At 33.7% G+C, this 15,323-nt stretch carries 13 protein-coding genes; all 13 read right to left on the bottom strand.

Annotation, left to right across the window (positions count from 1 at the left end; genetic code table 11):
• Nucleotide 1: 1 nt before the first annotated feature.
• Nucleotides 2-892 carry an NAD-dependent epimerase/dehydratase family protein gene (locus HWE15_RS10770; protein ID WP_290507541.1) on the bottom strand — a complete coding sequence of 297 codons (891 nt, stop codon included), beginning with the start codon at nucleotides 890-892 and terminating at the stop codon, nucleotides 2-4.
• The gene (locus HWE15_RS10765; RefSeq protein WP_290507540.1) at nucleotides 893-2,083 is read right to left on the bottom strand and encodes a glycosyltransferase family 4 protein; all 1,191 of its coding nucleotides are present in this window, start codon (nucleotides 2,081-2,083) and stop codon (nucleotides 893-895) included. It abuts the gene before it with no gap.
• Nucleotides 2,083-3,402, bottom strand: coding sequence for a phenylacetate--CoA ligase family protein (locus HWE15_RS10760; protein ID WP_290507539.1), 1,320 nt, complete (start codon nucleotides 3,400-3,402; stop codon nucleotides 2,083-2,085). The genes HWE15_RS10765 and HWE15_RS10760 overlap by 1 nt, the downstream gene beginning before the upstream one ends.
• Nucleotides 3,402-4,601, bottom strand: coding sequence for an O-antigen ligase family protein (locus HWE15_RS10755; RefSeq protein WP_290507538.1), 1,200 nt, complete (start codon nucleotides 4,599-4,601; stop codon nucleotides 3,402-3,404). Before HWE15_RS10755 ends, HWE15_RS10760 begins: the two co-directional genes overlap by 1 nt.
• A gap of 209 nt (nucleotides 4,602-4,810) precedes the next feature.
• Entirely contained in the window at nucleotides 4,811-5,902 is a 1,092-nt protein-coding gene (locus HWE15_RS10750; RefSeq protein ID WP_290507537.1) for a glycosyltransferase family 4 protein, read from the bottom strand.
• 88 nt (nucleotides 5,903-5,990) lie between these two features.
• Nucleotides 5,991-7,022: a glycosyltransferase gene (locus HWE15_RS10745; protein ID WP_290507536.1), complete on the bottom strand. Its 1,032-nt coding sequence runs from the start codon at nucleotides 7,020-7,022 to the stop codon at nucleotides 5,991-5,993.
• A gap of 110 nt (nucleotides 7,023-7,132) precedes the next feature.
• Nucleotides 7,133-8,125 carry a glycosyltransferase gene (locus tag HWE15_RS10740; RefSeq protein WP_290507535.1) on the bottom strand — a complete coding sequence of 331 codons (993 nt, stop codon included), beginning with the start codon at nucleotides 8,123-8,125 and terminating at the stop codon, nucleotides 7,133-7,135.
• Entirely contained in the window at nucleotides 8,122-9,651 is a 1,530-nt protein-coding gene (locus HWE15_RS10735; protein WP_290507534.1) for a glycosyltransferase family 2 protein, read from the bottom strand. Before HWE15_RS10735 ends, HWE15_RS10740 begins: the two co-directional genes overlap by 4 nt.
• Nucleotides 9,648-10,784 carry a glycosyltransferase family 4 protein gene (locus tag HWE15_RS10730; RefSeq protein WP_290507533.1) on the bottom strand — a complete coding sequence of 379 codons (1,137 nt, stop codon included), beginning with the start codon at nucleotides 10,782-10,784 and terminating at the stop codon, nucleotides 9,648-9,650. Before HWE15_RS10730 ends, HWE15_RS10735 begins: the two co-directional genes overlap by 4 nt.
• Before the next feature lie 6 nt (nucleotides 10,785-10,790).
• Nucleotides 10,791-12,200: a hypothetical protein gene (locus HWE15_RS10725; RefSeq protein ID WP_290507532.1), complete on the bottom strand. Its 1,410-nt coding sequence runs from the start codon at nucleotides 12,198-12,200 to the stop codon at nucleotides 10,791-10,793.
• Nucleotides 12,201-12,235: 35 nt separating this feature from the next.
• A complete protein-coding gene (locus tag HWE15_RS10720; RefSeq protein WP_290507531.1) occupies nucleotides 12,236-12,892 on the bottom strand; it encodes a CatB-related O-acetyltransferase in 657 nt (218 codons plus the stop codon).
• A gap of 9 nt (nucleotides 12,893-12,901) precedes the next feature.
• On the bottom strand, nucleotides 12,902-13,879 hold the full coding sequence (locus HWE15_RS10715) for a glycosyltransferase family A protein (protein ID WP_290507530.1): 978 nt from the start codon (nucleotides 13,877-13,879) through the stop codon (nucleotides 12,902-12,904).
• On the bottom strand, nucleotides 13,879-15,321 hold the full coding sequence (locus tag HWE15_RS10710) for an oligosaccharide flippase family protein (RefSeq protein WP_290507529.1): 1,443 nt from the start codon (nucleotides 15,319-15,321) through the stop codon (nucleotides 13,879-13,881). Before HWE15_RS10710 ends, HWE15_RS10715 begins: the two co-directional genes overlap by 1 nt.
• Nucleotides 15,322-15,323 lie beyond the last annotated feature (2 nt).

The raw sequence follows: 15,323 nt of genomic DNA, 5'->3' as shown, positions 1-15,323 counted from the left end.
TTTATTCTGATAACCAGTTTAAAACTGATTTAGGGTTCCAGTTGAGTTCTTTTTTTGATTTGCTGCTATCAAAGGTTAATTGTCCAATTAATTTTTCTAATCTGTATGAATTGATTGGAAACAACTTTACTTTGTCTCCAAGTTTAGCAATAGGCCTAATTAATGCTAAAGGCAAGACTTTAATGTTTTTATTTATCTTTCTAGCCATGGCAGAGTCAAGCTCTGATATCGTTGGGTCTACTCCATCTGTAAGATTGTAAATACCACCATTGTAATTTATTAAACTAGGAATCAGTCTTCCAATATCTTCGGCTAGAACCATTGATTTACGAGCTTCTCCTTTCCCAACTCTAAAGTAGTAGCCAGCTTGGATTGCTTTTTGCATCGCCCCCAAATTTCCTGGTGCTTTTTCTCCTACGACCAAAGGAAGACGAAGGATAAAAACAGTAACGCCGTATTTTTCCCCCCAATCCAAAATCAACCGCTCTGCCTTTATTTTACTTAGCGCATATGGTGTGTTTCCCAAAAGAGGGAAATCTTCATTAATCAATTCTCCTGTTTCCAATCCATAAACTGAAACTGAACTTATAAATACAAAGGTTTGAGGTTTTTTAGAATTCTGTGATAGTCTATCCAGGAGTTTTTTGGTTCCCAATACATTTACTAAATCGAAAAGGTCTTTTTCCTCCTGAGTCTTTGGGATAAAATGGGCTATACCCGCAGCATGCACAACCATATCCACCATAGGAAGCGAAGGGATAGCTTTTGTAAAATCCGCAATAATATCAGATGAAGAGGACCTGCCTAACTGAATCACTTCTCCAATGGATTTTAGAGATTTCACCAGATATCTTCCTAAAAAACCATTTCCTCCGGTTAAAAGAATTTTCATTTAAGCTAGGGATTCAATTGCAGAAATCATTTTATCTGCCAGTTTGTTTTTATCAAACTCAGCCACAGAAATTTCAAACGCCCTTTTTTTCATTTCCTCCAATAGCTTGGGATCGGAAGAAAGCTCAATGAGCAAATCTGCCAAGGCGGCCGGATCATCAGGTGGAAGTGTAAAACCTACCTGATGCTCTAACAAAAAGTCACTCATCCAACCTTGAGTATTTTGAACAACAGGTACACCTGCTGAAAGAGATTCGAAAAACTTATTAGGAGAAGAAGTATCCAAGACAGGAGTTCCTTTAAGCGGAACCAATGATATTAGTGCATTCTGTACAAGAGGAACTAGATCCTCTTTTGGCATAAGTGGCCAACGGATAATGTTTTGTAGTTGAAGTTCCAGAATTTGCTGATCGATCAATTCACGTTGTTGCCCTTCTCCTATCATCAGAATTTTTAAATTTGAGCCCCTTTTCTGTAAAATTTTGGAGGCTTCTAGGAGCCATAGTGAATTGTTAACTTCACCAATATTTCCGGTATAGATAGCATAAGATTTTGAGGCAAAACCCAAGTTGGAAGGAAATGGCTTCGGTGTAGAAAAAAGAGGAATGTTTGCGGCATTAGTCACCGTAATTACGTTTTGATGAGAAGATTTTTTCCTAATCTCTTTTTCCATCCCAACAGAAAGTGCAACTATCAAATCTGAGGATTTGTAGCAAAACTTCTCAAACCACCGAGAGACCTTGATCATCAAAGGGTTATTAATAATGCCTAGTTCTATGGCACCATCTGGCCATAAATCTCTACTTTCAAATATTAATTTCTTTTTCCGAATAAATTTTGCAATCAAACCAGGAACTCCTACCGTAATAGGACCACTCGAAACAATGACTAAATGAGTAGAGTAAGTCAAAGCATACCAGCAAGAAAAAATTGAATACACCAAAAAGGAAAAAATGCGTTTGAAAAATGACTGTTTATTATCTACTCTTACATTAATAATTATAACTTTTACTCCATCGAAATATTGTGTATCAATAAATCTTGATGCCGAAATATCAGATTTCGAGTAGACACTTGTGACAACAGTAACCTCATAACCTCTTTTCACCCATTCTCTTGTAAACTCATGGACTCTTGTCCCCCAACTTCCTTTGGAGGTTGCAAAATATTGATAGAAATAGAGAACCTTCACTATTTTCCGTTTTGTTTCAAATGGGAAATGAAATGTTTTAATTTCCCTGATTTCTCCCGATCAATAAAGTTTACCTTTTGGATTTCTATTTCCAGACCTTTTTCTAAATAGGTGTCAAAAGCTGTCTGTATGATCTTTTTGGCGGAGTCATTCAGTTCATGATCCATAACGACAAGAAAGAGGAATTTATCAAGAGCAAATTGCTGAACTTGGTATTCCTGGATATAGCCCAAGGTACTCATCAAATGTTTGGACACATAATAAAGGGAGAAGCCTGCAGCTACTTTTCCGGATGGCAAAAATACCTTGTCGTTCAATCTCCCCTGTAAACGAATTAGCTTGTCTTGAATGAATATTGGATCTTTTTCAATTGCACCAAAATCCCCAACCTCATACCTGATAAAAGGCATGGCCTTATTGAACAGGTTGGTAAAAATCAGTCTGCCAGTTTGCCCATCGGGAAGAGCTGTTCCCTCATCATCCAGTACTTCAGTTAAAACAGTTTCGTTGGAAAGTCTCCTTACCCCATTTTGATCTGTCATTGCGAGAAATGCCACCTCTGCTGCCCCGTATTCATTGTATACCGGGATCTTAAATACTTCTTCCAGAAATTTTTTATCCTCCTCAGTGCATTGTTCGCTAGTTACAATGCTGCAGGTCACAGTAGGGCAAATCTCCTTCAAAGTCAACCCTTTTGAATTTAAATGTCGAGCAAAGGTGAGTTGAGAATTAGTATACCCATATAGGTACTTAATTTTTTTTTCTCTGAATTTTTGGATGAATCCGTCTAACGCTTTATCAGAAATATCAAATATAACAAAGCGGTATCTATTCATTAAAAAATCTTTGATCCTCTCCTTAAAATAAGCGGTTTTAGCAAGTGGTATTCCAAAAAACCGAGCCTGAAAATCAGAAGATGAAATTCCAACTTTTTGATACCTATCTAAAATCAAGGCCCAGATAAGGCTGTGGCAAAACTTATCCCTTGCAAATTTAAGTGGAAGTCCTGAAGAGCCGGAGGTACTTCCAAAGTGCAGGTCTTTTTTATTTATTCCTTCGGACAGCCAAAGGTCACTATTTTGCTGGAGATCCTTCTTTTTTACTATTGGAAGTTCTTCCCAAGAATCTGGCAGGTATTTTCCCACCAGCTTCTTATATAATGGATTATGGTTATGATGAAATTTCACCAAATCCCATTTTTTCTTTTCCTGCCATTGGAAGTACTCTTCTTTTGAAAAGGATTGTATTCGATCCAACTCAACAAAAGCCTTATCTAATGGATAATTTTTCAGCCTTAATAAGCTTTCTATTGTGAGCATTAATATTTGATTCTCTGTTCTTGAATTTCTGGTTCTTCCTCCTTCTTTGGTGATTTGAAGGGAGTTTTCGACAGTTTGATATCCATCAAGCTCAGACCAATGAACAGTGGTGTGAGGTAGGTTCTCATTGCAGCATGAAAAGTGGTATAAATTGCAATCAGAAAAAAAGCAACTAGAATACCTTTTTCCATCGGCGGCCTTTTTGAAATTATAAGATCTACGAATAGATACATAAGAATTGAAAAATAAAATAGGCCTAGCAGCCCGTGTTCAGATAAAAGACGACTCAATTCAACGTGAGTCAGATAAAATTGACTATCCGATCTCAGGAAGGAGGAGGCTCCTATACCCACACCGAAAATTGGATTGTCCAACCAAAGATTGGTATCCTCCATAAAAATACTAAATCGCCCAGTGGTAATAGAATCTATAGATTTCTCTTTAGTTCCAGACAAAGTACCTTGGGTTTCGCCTAAATATCGGAGTCCCAACAGACCATCTGTCAAATTATCAGCTATTTGGAAAGTAATCGTAATCAAGATGCCGGCAAGCAATAAGGCTTTACTGATTTTAGGAAGATTATATCGCCTTTTGACTGATTCGTTACTCTGCAGTACAAAAAACAGGATAATGGATATCCCCATGATACCTCCAATAATTCCACCCCTAGAAAAAGTAAGAAGGCCTTGAAATCCAAAAAAGAAAAACAGAAGAAAATCACCAATTCGATAGCCGGTGATTTTCCATTTATTGATTAAAAACAGAAAGCAAATAAATATTCCGAGTCCAAGAAGCGTGGCAACTTGGTTGGAACCTCCTCCCCCACTTGTAGCAAAATTGGCTCCCAGACTAAACTCAATCTCGTCATAGGAAGGAATTTTGAATATGGTGGAAGATAACACTGCAATTAAAGGAAAAAGGCTTATCCGTAAAAGCCTTATAAGTTGATACTTTGATATCGATTTCCCATAGAAAAACCATACTGCAAGCCCTACATTTATGGGTCCTAGTAGATTAAAAATTAATGCCTTTTGATCTACCTTACCAGATAAGTCAAAAAACACTGCTGGTACGAGTAGCAAAACCAACAAAAGCCCAAGATAATTTTTAGAACCAAACTTGAAAACTCCCAAAATGAGCATTAAAAAAAGTAAGTATTTACCTAACTCATAAGGAATATAAGGTGAAGTTTGAGACATTCTTGCGAGAATTTCAAAAGAAGTAAGGTAGATAACAAAAACGACGAAAGGAAATATACTTTTTACTTTAAAAATCATCAAAATTGAAGATCCCGCAACAAGATAGAACCAGAAAATGAGAGCAAAGGGGGTTAATGAAGAAACAATACCCAATAGCACGTGAAAAAAAGTCCAGAAAAAATAATTCTGGGAGAGAATAATCCGTCTAATCATTTTTTTTGAATTACTAACGAATTAATTATATCAAAATAATGATTTAAAAAATTATTAGGACCAAAGTTTTTATTAATATGAACCTTCAATTTCTGTCCTTTTTTTTCTGCATTATCAGGGTCTAAAAAAATCTCCTTAATTGCTTGGGCCAGATTTGAAGGGGATTTTGGAGGCACTACCCACCCGTATTCACCAAAGCCCAAAACTTCTCCACATTGACCAACTTGAGTCACAACGGTCGGTAGACCAGCCATTCCATATTCAAGAAGGGCGACGGGCAATCCTTCGGATTCAGAACTCAAAATCCCAATATTTCCACTTTCAAGATAGGGGATTAAATTACTCACTGGTCCTACGATTTTTACCTCATTCTCTAGACCGTTGAGTATTATTCTTTCTCTAACGGATTCCACCCAATTCAAATCTACAAATTCTCCAATTAGAAAAGCCTTAAAGAGGAAACCTTCGCTTTTCAAAATTTTAAGAGCATCCAAAAGTGTCAATTGATCTTTTTGCTTTCTGAAATTTGCTATGTTAATAATTGACAAAACCTCAGATTGGGAATAAACCCTATTGATTTTAAGAAATTCAGGAAAATTCTTTAAATAAAAGATGGATTGCTTCTTCTCAGGAAATCTTTCCTGCCAATAGTTTTTAATGATTTCATTCACGACAATGACCGCATCAATGAACGGCATAATGAGTTTCATTTCCTTTCTAGGATATAGTTCTAACATCTCACTCTGACCGAAATGATCATGCCAAAGCAATTTGGTCTGAGGAAGGAATACCTTGAGAAAAATAGCCCAAAATATTGAAGTCTGATGCACATGAAGAATATCCGGATTTTCTTTTGTCAAATGTCTTAACAAATGAAAAAAAGAAATCAAATCTAATTTACTCCTTTTGTTAAATACTTTGATTGAAACATTACTTTGAACAAAGGAGCTCAAACCCCCAACTTTTCTTGTAACCAAAAGATGGCTTTCTATTCCCTCATTTGCTAACGAGTTGGCTATATTTACTGCCATTCGTTCAGTGCCTCCCAAATTCAAGGAATCTACCAATTGTGCAATTTTGATTGTCATTTAAGTATTTTGGAATTTGAACATTTTAATAAATAGGGTTAGTTGGTACGCTTATTTATAGCTAATTATCGCTCAGAGTCAATAAGAATTACAATAGTTTCTTGATCTCACGTTCAAACTTCTCAAGAGTATATTGATGTGCCCAAGCTATGGCCCTATTTCTCATTAAGAAAAGAGAATTTGGATCCATCAAAGAATCTTCAATAATATTCGAAATAGTTTTACTATCCTTTTGGGTTAAAAAGCCCCTTTCTCCATAACCAAGCATCTGTGGGACACAACTGACAGGTGTGGTGATTGGAATACATCCCCACCACATGGCTTCTGCAACGACTTTGGGCCACCCTTCAGAATCGGATACAAAGATTAAAAAATGAGCTTGTATAAATTCGTCTCTGACGCGCTCGGCAGATACATTTCCTAAAAATTTAACTTCATCTTTTAATTCGAGAGAATCTCTTAATGCCAGCAATTTTGAATATTCAGGACCATCTCCACAAAATACGAGTTCGATCCTTATATTTTTTGCTTTCAGAAAAGAACAGACTTTAAGAGCTATTTCTGGATTTTTATTGGAGAAAAGTCCCCCGACGAAAATTAGTCGAATTTTATCATCCATATCAGGCTTATTAAAGGCTCTTTTATCAGATTCCAAATAACTTGCAGTAAAAAAAGGAATGATATTTTTGGTATTATCAAGCCATTCCCCATAAACCAAAACACTCATGTTTTTTGTTAGGAGCTCTGATCTTAAAATTTTCCTTTGAACACGATAAGACCAAGGTTGTGCGCTCTTAGGATCCCAATTTCCAGCATACTTGGCAGTTTTATTTTTAAATGGAAAAAAAATCTGTACAAAGGAAGACAACAATCCTACATTACCTGGGCATCTCAAATGAATGTGATCACATAAAAACATGCCTCTAGCAATCTTAAATAAAATCACTGGTAATAAAAAAATAGATCGTAACAGATTCTTTGTACCTAAAATATTAAATTCAGGTATAGATATGAATTTGATATTATCCTGTAAATAGGGCAAATCAATGGGAGATGGTTCTTTTTTGCTTAATGGAGCTACAATTATAAGCTCATCCACATTTTTTTCCCATAATCTCATTTCCCTTACGTATGGTCCATAAGAAAAATACTTACCATTGAAAATCAAATGATTGGCATGAGTTACTATTAGAAATTTCATATATAAATAATACTATCCTCCTGAAAAAATTATTTTGGAGAGTTAAAAAATAAAGAAACCCAGCCTATCATTCTGCCAGCATAGTCATTAAATGCTATTCTTCTGTTGGGACCAGAAATAGAGTTAACTAATCGTAAGTGGGCAAGCAGTAATGTGATCAGGTGCCACTTTAATTTATTTATAAATGTATTCTTGGGAAATCTTAAATTTAAAATATAATATCCGTTTCGAACTACCATTTTACCATATTTAAAATAGTTAGGCCTACCACTTGGCTCATGATAGTGTTTCACCTGGGCTGATGTATTGACAAATAAATCTCCAATTTTTAATGCCCGAATACAAAAATCAAAATCCTCATATAATCCATATCCTTGAAAATAACTCGAGAAGGAAATATGATTAAAAAGACTCCGCTTGTACGTGGCTATACCGCCCATAAAATGTTCCACTCGGTATATATTTCCATTAGGAGGGAGTTCGGTTCGACCATGTCCGTAAGAAGGAACTATTCCGGGTTTGTTGGAAGACATCAACCCAAAAAGCTTTCTCAATTTATATCGAAGAGGTTCTTTAGAAACCCACCCATCGATTTCAAAATAATTAAAGGATGAATAATTCACACTGGGCTTCTTTTTGAAATAACTATTTTCAATCAAGTCAATACCGCCTACTCCTATAGCTGAACTGTTTTGCTCAAAGGTTAATTTTATCTGCTGAAAGTAATCTTCCAGAAGAATTAAATCATCATCCAAAAAGGAAATTAAATCACTATTGGGATCTACTTTCGAAATCCCATAATTTCTTTGGAGCGTTAATCCTCTATCTGCTTGACTTACGAGATAATATTTCAGATTAAATGTAAAAGAAGATAAATTAATCAGATCTTTTGTTTCATCATTTAAGGAACCATCAACAATTATAACTTCATCAGGTTTGACAATTTGGTTTTCAACAGAAGTGAGAAGACACTCTAAAGAATGAGGCCTCATGAAGGTGCAAATAATCAAACTTAACCTCATTGATTTACTAATTTGTGGGCGTAAACTTCACTCATATTCCATTGCTTTTTGAAATAGGAATAATAGACGAATGGATTCTTGATAGATTGATTAAAATAGTAATTGATGAATAAGGAGAGCTTAAACGAATAAATTTGCTTATTACTTTTATGTTTTAAATACAATAAAAACACTGTGGGTGAAGGTTTAGGTTGGATTTTTTCCTTATCCCATAACAATTGAGGCTTGGTTCTAAAGCCACCTATCGGAGCTTTTAAATGAATTATTTCAGGATTTGGAAGATAAATTACATCAAAACCTAATTTCCTAATCTGCATTCCAAAATCGGAATCTTCACCAAATCCAAATTCAAATCCAGTATCAAAACGGATTTTTTTCAAAATATCGTTTGTGACAAAGCTGCATCCCGATCCAAAAGAGTCCCATTGATGTATGATGGTTTTTGTCTTTATCTCATTTTTCTTAAGGCAGCTAAAGGTGTAAGCAAAATTAGGATCCAATATTTTTGAATTCTGCAATTCCTCAAAAAAATCTTCTGATATACGTATATCATCATCAGCTAAAAAAACCCATTTACTTTTTACCAAATCAATCCCTAGATTTCTTGCATTGCATGCCCCTGGCGTGTGAGTAAATTTATGAATGACATTGAAGGGATAATTATCCGATTCCAGAAAAAATAAATCCGATTTAGAATTGGGTTCGGGGTTTTGCTCAATTATAATGACATTCTTAGGAAGATTTATTTGTTTAGCCAAATCCTGTAAAAAATTCTGCAAATATTTCTTTCGACCTATAGTTGGAATAAGAACATCAAAATCCAGCTTATCAAGATATAAATCATTACTGAAATTAAAATTTATTGAATCTAACCTCAATTTTTTATAAAAGAAGGACTTTATAAAGGTTAGAAATAAGAATTTATTTTCCCTCAAAAATAAAGCGATAAATAAAAAAAACAACCATCGCTTTTTCCAATGTTGGCTAACAAATTTGAAATCAATCGAGGGTTTTCTCTCAAGAAACTTACTGTTAAATTTGATTTTTTTCACCAATCCAGGATCCGAATAACAAAATAGTCCTTTTGGTATCGCTAGTTTTGCCAAGGAACAAAGGAAATAATCAAATTCTTCCTTAAGGTTGACCTGGTCTTTAAGACTGATTAGTACAGAAGAGAAAATACCTCCAACTTCTGAACTCATGAAATAGGTTGGGGATTTTGTATCGCTTAGGGGATTACAGAAAAAAGAGTTATCGACATAATGAATGTAATCAGAAAGAACGTACCTACCCGAAACTGAATAAGTAGAAAAAATATTTTTTGAATGAAAAATGGATGAAATATTACCTATTTCTAAAATATCTTTAAATTTAATGTCGCACCAAAAAACCAAGTCATCAGGATATAAATATGCTAATTCAAAAACTAACTTAGTTAGGGAATTAGAGTTAAAGTTAACTTCTCTATTATCATTTGAATTTATTACTGAATGAATAGACTTATGTGAATGATAGATGAAAATCATACCAAAGAATTGTAATAACTAATATATCGCTGAAAAACGCTTTGTTTAGAAAATTTACTATTGACCTTATGAATAGCGTTTTTTGAAAGAGACTCCTGAAGATCTTGGTATTGCAAAATTTGGCAAATTCTTTCCGCAAATTCTTTATGATTCTTTGGATCAACCATAAAACCATCCTGACCCTGATCTATTATCTCTGGTGCCCACCCCACATCACTCGTAACGATGGCCTTGCCCATAGCCATAGCCTCCAACCAGGAAACGGGTAAGGCTTCAGCAAAACTTGGAAAAACACATAAATTGGCTCTTGCAATGTGATTCTTAATAGCTGAATAATCAACTGGTCCGAAGTACTTTACGTTCTTTAGAGCAGCTTCAGAAAATAATGGTTCCATCAATTGCCAAGTAGAGGTACTGCCAGTAATAATGTCAAAGGAATCTGAACCAACCAGATATAATCTGGTATCTGGAAAAACATTAACAACTTCATTAAAAATAAAAGGAAGTTCTAAAAGACCTTTCTTGCGGATGAGAGTTCCAAAGTACAAAATAACACCACTCTGAATAGAATTAGAAAAATTAGAGAATTTAGAAGTATCTACAGGATTGGGTATTATTTCAAAAGACCTCTGCAAATTGAATAGTTTATTTGTTAATTCGCCAGTGAATTTACTTACTGAAATAATATGATCAGCTCTCCTGAAGGCTCTTCTTTCTAAAAACTTATTGAAGATTTTGACTGGACGATTTTCAAGATGGCAAAAATAAGAATCACTACCATTTAATCTCATTACAATGGGTATATTCAACTTTAGAAAAGCAGAAAAGCCAGTCCAGTCAGGAACTTCCAAAAAGTCTATTTTATCATCCTTGTTAATCCTGATAATTAATTTTTGAACTTTTTTAACCGTCAAGAAATAAGAAAGTCCCTTTACCTTAATATTCCTGATAAGATAAAAATTAACCCCATCCTCTCTAAAAGATGAATCCTTTTCCTTTCCGTAAACCAATACAGTAACATTAATTCCCGATTCAGATAAAATATTTGCTAAACCCCAAATACTAGTACCTAGACCACCAGATTTTCCGATTTTAGGATGGGGGTACTCTGGAGTTAAAAAAGCTATATGCATAAGAATTTAAACTATTTCTTTTATACTATTCAAAATAGCAGAAGAGGTGGTATTTGGAGAAACCGATACAATTTTATTAAACCAAACACGGGTTTCATTTAAATCAATCTCTTGACTGGAATCCACTACCTTCAATAACATAGGTCTTAAATCATCTTTTCCCATTATCCACATTACTGCATTCTCTGAGGGCATGGATTTAAAATGAATAAACTTATAAATTTTTTGAACAGACCAATTTATGTCAGACTGAATAACGGGGTCGTAATTGAAATAAAAACAGGGTTTATCAAAAATAATAAAATCAAAAACCATGGAGGACCCTAAATTAAAAACTGCTTTTGAATAGAAAATCGTGCTATTCAGAATCTTAATATCTTCTGCAGTTGGCATAATCTCATTCCATGATTGACCAAATGATTTCCATAAGGGATTAATCGGTATAATGATATCCTCAAATTCAGCAATAATAGGATCGTATCGATCAGAAAAATCTACTGGACACCTTCTAAAAATTATTCCCAACTTTTTTTCATGATTTTGATTTAATTGAGAAATGGAAGAGGCCAGATCCCTAAGATAATATTCGTCGAAAGGACTTGTGGTAATATCATCACCAGAAAAGCAAATATAATCCCAATCTTCATTCAAATTGTATCTTCCAAAGAACTCATCCTTAGATATGATATAATCAGAATTATAATGAAATTCAAATTGAGGAGTGCCTACTATTTTTATCTGCTCCTCTTTAACATTGGAATAATAGCGAAGCAACTCATTTTTCATGTGAGAACTCCAAACATAAAAAAAATCAGTAGAGACAACCAAAGTGGCTTTCGGTAAATTATCCCATGAAAAAATGAACGTTGAGGTAGGAATACCTAAATCAGAAGCAGCTAATATAGGAGCAATAGCTGATATGTGCCTTTGATTGGTACAAAAAATAAAATCAGGTTTATGGACAGTTAATTGAGATTTGCAAGAACGATAATAAGAAGTCCTTCTTTCGAAAAAATGTATGTAACTTTGAATAGATTCTTTAGGGGCAATTTTAAAAAAAAATAGAAAAATTCTATATAAAACTTCTTTTAAACTTTCTGTCCAAGATCGAAAGAAGGAAGAAGATTTAAATTTGTACGATTGATAAGTATCATCATCAAATTTAGATGTAAAATAGTCCAAGAATATGGTATTTTTTACATTTTTAAGAATTGTTGAAAGAAAATGCGGTTTAGAATTTGGCAACTTCACTTCTGAAAAACCTATTTTCCCTAAATCAAAAGAAGTTTTGTTCCAATAAACGATATCAAATCCATTTTTTGATCCCAATTCAGGAAAACTACTATATGCAAAGTTTTTTAATCCAATTCCATCAGGTAATAGAACAAAAATTTTTTTATTGTTAATTTTTCCCATTCAATTAGCTAAACAAGTAATCCACTACAAAATAATTATTCATATATAGAATTTGATTCTGAATAATTTTTAAAAAATAGATTCTTAATATTATTTAATTCCGAATCAGATAGATCCCACCATTTCAATGATTCTATCTCCGATATTACATTTTCATTAAATCGTTTTCGTATAACGCGACCTGGAACCCCTACCACAATAGAATATGGAGGGACATCTTTTGTGACAACAGTTCCAGCTCCCAAGATTGCACCGTTGCCAATTTTAACATGACCGACAATTATCACTCCATGACCAATCCAAACGTCATGGCCAATTTGAACTTGAAAATTATTTTTCAGGTTTACGAGCTCACCTCCAAAAAGATTTTTATTCACATAGGTCGATAAATATGAAATTGGATGACTGGAGGAATGAATACCAACATTACTTCCAATCTGGCAATACTTTCCAATAGTAATATTCCCATGGAAAAAATTGGAACTACCCAAAGTAGTTCTGTATCCAATTTTTACATTACCAAAAAATTTACATTTGTCAGGGACCACATTCTCTCCTTCAAAGGAAACGTTTTTATATCCTACGACAGTACTGTCAATTAAAGTCCCTTCTCTCTTTCTTTTTTTCAAGTAAACTGCATTCAAGTATTTGATATAAAAATGATAGCCGATTTTCTTGATGTATTTTATCATAATTAACAGTTAATTAATTCGATACATGAATATTTTTAGAAGAAAAGATTGAGAAAAAATTCTTCGTATAAAATAATTTATCCAAATTGAATTAAACCATCTTTTTCTGGGAGGTATACCTGTTGTAACTTCATGAAAATCATCCTTTGAAATTACATATGAATTCATCCAGCTTTCAACAGAATTCCCCAAATGAAATACATAGCCCTTTTCGGTGGCAATTCTCATAAAGCCAGCTTTCACCACAGGTAAATCAATAAATCTTTCTTCGGCAGCTTTAAAATTCGGCCCAGAAAATTCTAAAGGGATAAAAGGAACTACCTCTTTGCAAATTGTCGCACAAAAATGACCGTTACCTAAAACCGCTCGAGCTTTTTTATTCTCAATAAAAAACGGCCTTTTTTCATATTCATTTAATTGTCTTTCCCTATTAATGCTTTCATGAAATTTGATGAGAGAGGAAACATCTTCATTGGTATCTCGGTAGACTCGAAATTTAAAAAGACCATAAAACCAAGTGAAAGAAGTGCAAAATGAGTGTAGGGAGGGGGCTGCTAAAGGACTAACCATACCGGCCTGGGGAAATGCGGCAAATAGATTCTCAACAGAACTTTGCCAATTCGGCGTGAATAGAACATCGGCATCGGTGAGGGTAATAAGATTCTCATGACAGCCTTTCAAAAAAGAGACCAAAGGATCGACTTTCCCTTGATTTTTACTGTAAGTAATAAGCTGATCAATTCGACCGGAAGAAAGCAATTCTTGAAGGAAATATTTCACTTCAATACTAGAATTATTGTCAATAACAGTAATGCAAGTTTTCTTATGAACCGTATTCACTAGACTATTCAAGGACAGTTTCAGAATGTCCAAAGATTCTGCGTAATAACCTTCTAAATTAGGAATATAAACAGGAATCACGATCCTGTGGTAACATTCCTTTTTTAAAATTTTGCTGTTAAGAATAGGATTACTACCTCTTCTCATCAAATTTTACTTAACAGACTATCCTTAAATAAATTATAAGCAAGAATTGATTTCTCTTTGTCGAAAAGATATGAGGAGATAAAGAAAACCATAATTAAGAATACAAATAGAAAAAGTCGATAAATCTCATTCTCAATATTTAAAAAGTACATGAGACATATCAATAAGAAAAATAAGATATCAAGTTGAAATTTAAAAAAAACACTGTTGTTTAGAACACCGATTAAATTAAAGGTCTTGATAATTTTAATAATGTCAAACACCAATGATACACCCACAAAAACGTAAGTATATGTGATAATATCGGAGTATAAAAAAGAAACGAGCAATAGAGAAATTACTAAAACAATTGCTCTTGATACTAAAATTCGAGAGTTTATATCGGGACGCCCCAAACCATTCAGGACACCACTGAAAGGGAATGTAATAGATTGAAAAGCGTAATAAACAAGCAAGATGGAAACAATAGGAACAGTTTCAATCCATTTATCAGAAAATAAAAAAACAACCGCTTCTTCAACAAAGAATAAAAGAAACAGAGTAACTGGAAAAAAAATAAAAAATATCATTTTTTGAATTATTGATAATTTATCAAACAAAACATAATCCCCAGCCTTAAAGCGAGTTATATACGACATGTTCAACTGAGCTTGAGGAACGATCAAATAATTAAATGGCATTGAGGCAAAATTCCAAGAAAACGTATATCTACCAACAATCTCCTTTGAAAAAAAACTAGCTAATACAAATTTATCAACTTGTTGAACCAAGAAATTACCTGCAGAAGCAAACAACATATATTTTCCATAATTAAAAATATTGACAGCTATCTTTCTATCAATAAAAATTTTACCTGGTTGATATTTAACAACATATCTGAAATAAAATAATCTAATGACACTTCCCACAACTGGACCAATCCCAAAAGAAAGTCCTCCCAATCCCCAAAACGCACTTGCTATTTTTGCCAAAGTCCCAAAAATTTCCCTATAAATATTTCCAATCGTAATTTTCTTAAAATTTATTTGATCCCTCAAAATTGTTTCCTGTGGAGAATTAAAACCCTCAATCATCAAAGAAAAGGACAACAATACTATAATACCTCCACTTATCTTCTCTGAAAAAAGAACAATCAAAACAATTCCTGCAATGAATTGAATTAAGAAAAGAATAAAATTCATAATTACCCTCAAAAAATATACTTGTTTAAGGAGTTTCTCTCTTTCACTTTTCTCACCCTTGAATTGAAGGTAATATAGCTCAAAGCCCATACTACCTATTTGACCAATCAATCCAGTTATTATAGTGGCTAGTAAAAGTGAACCATAATCTTCTGGAAACAAAAGTCTAGCAAGAATGATGGTACTTATAAATGAAATTCCTTTCGAAATGAAGCTACCTATGAGTACAGACTTTGCCGCACTGACTACTTTTGAACCCAATT

The organism is Algoriphagus sp. (assembly GCF_013373065.1).
In the GTDB taxonomy this organism is placed as follows: domain Bacteria; phylum Bacteroidota; class Bacteroidia; order Cytophagales; family Cyclobacteriaceae; genus Algoriphagus.
This window is presented reverse-complemented; position numbering and strand designations above follow the sequence as displayed.

Coding starts and splice junctions, on each gene's coding strand:
- HWE15_RS10735 (WP_290507534.1), bottom strand. CDS start 9,651: ATGATTTTCATCTATCATTCACATAAGTCTATTCATTCAGTAATAAAT.
- HWE15_RS10725 (WP_290507532.1), bottom strand. CDS start 12,200: ATGGGAAAAATTAACAATAAAAAAATTTTTGTTCTATTACCTGATGGA.
- HWE15_RS10740 (WP_290507535.1), bottom strand. CDS start 8,125: ATGAGGTTAAGTTTGATTATTTGCACCTTCATGAGGCCTCATTCTTTA.
- HWE15_RS10760 (WP_290507539.1), bottom strand. CDS start 3,402: ATGCTCACAATAGAAAGCTTATTAAGGCTGAAAAATTATCCATTAGAT.
- HWE15_RS10755 (WP_290507538.1), bottom strand. CDS start 4,601: ATGTCTCAAACTTCACCTTATATTCCTTATGAGTTAGGTAAATACTTA.
- HWE15_RS10720 (WP_290507531.1), bottom strand. CDS start 12,892: ATGATAAAATACATCAAGAAAATCGGCTATCATTTTTATATCAAATAC.
- HWE15_RS10750 (WP_290507537.1), bottom strand. CDS start 5,902: ATGACAATCAAAATTGCACAATTGGTAGATTCCTTGAATTTGGGAGGC.
- HWE15_RS10715 (WP_290507530.1), bottom strand. CDS start 13,879: ATGAGAAGAGGTAGTAATCCTATTCTTAACAGCAAAATTTTAAAAAAG.
- HWE15_RS10730 (WP_290507533.1), bottom strand. CDS start 10,784: ATGCATATAGCTTTTTTAACTCCAGAGTACCCCCATCCTAAAATCGGA.
- HWE15_RS10745 (WP_290507536.1), bottom strand. CDS start 7,022: ATGAGATTATGGGAAAAAAATGTGGATGAGCTTATAATTGTAGCTCCA.
- HWE15_RS10770 (WP_290507541.1), bottom strand. CDS start 892: ATGAAAATTCTTTTAACCGGAGGAAATGGTTTTTTAGGAAGATATCTG.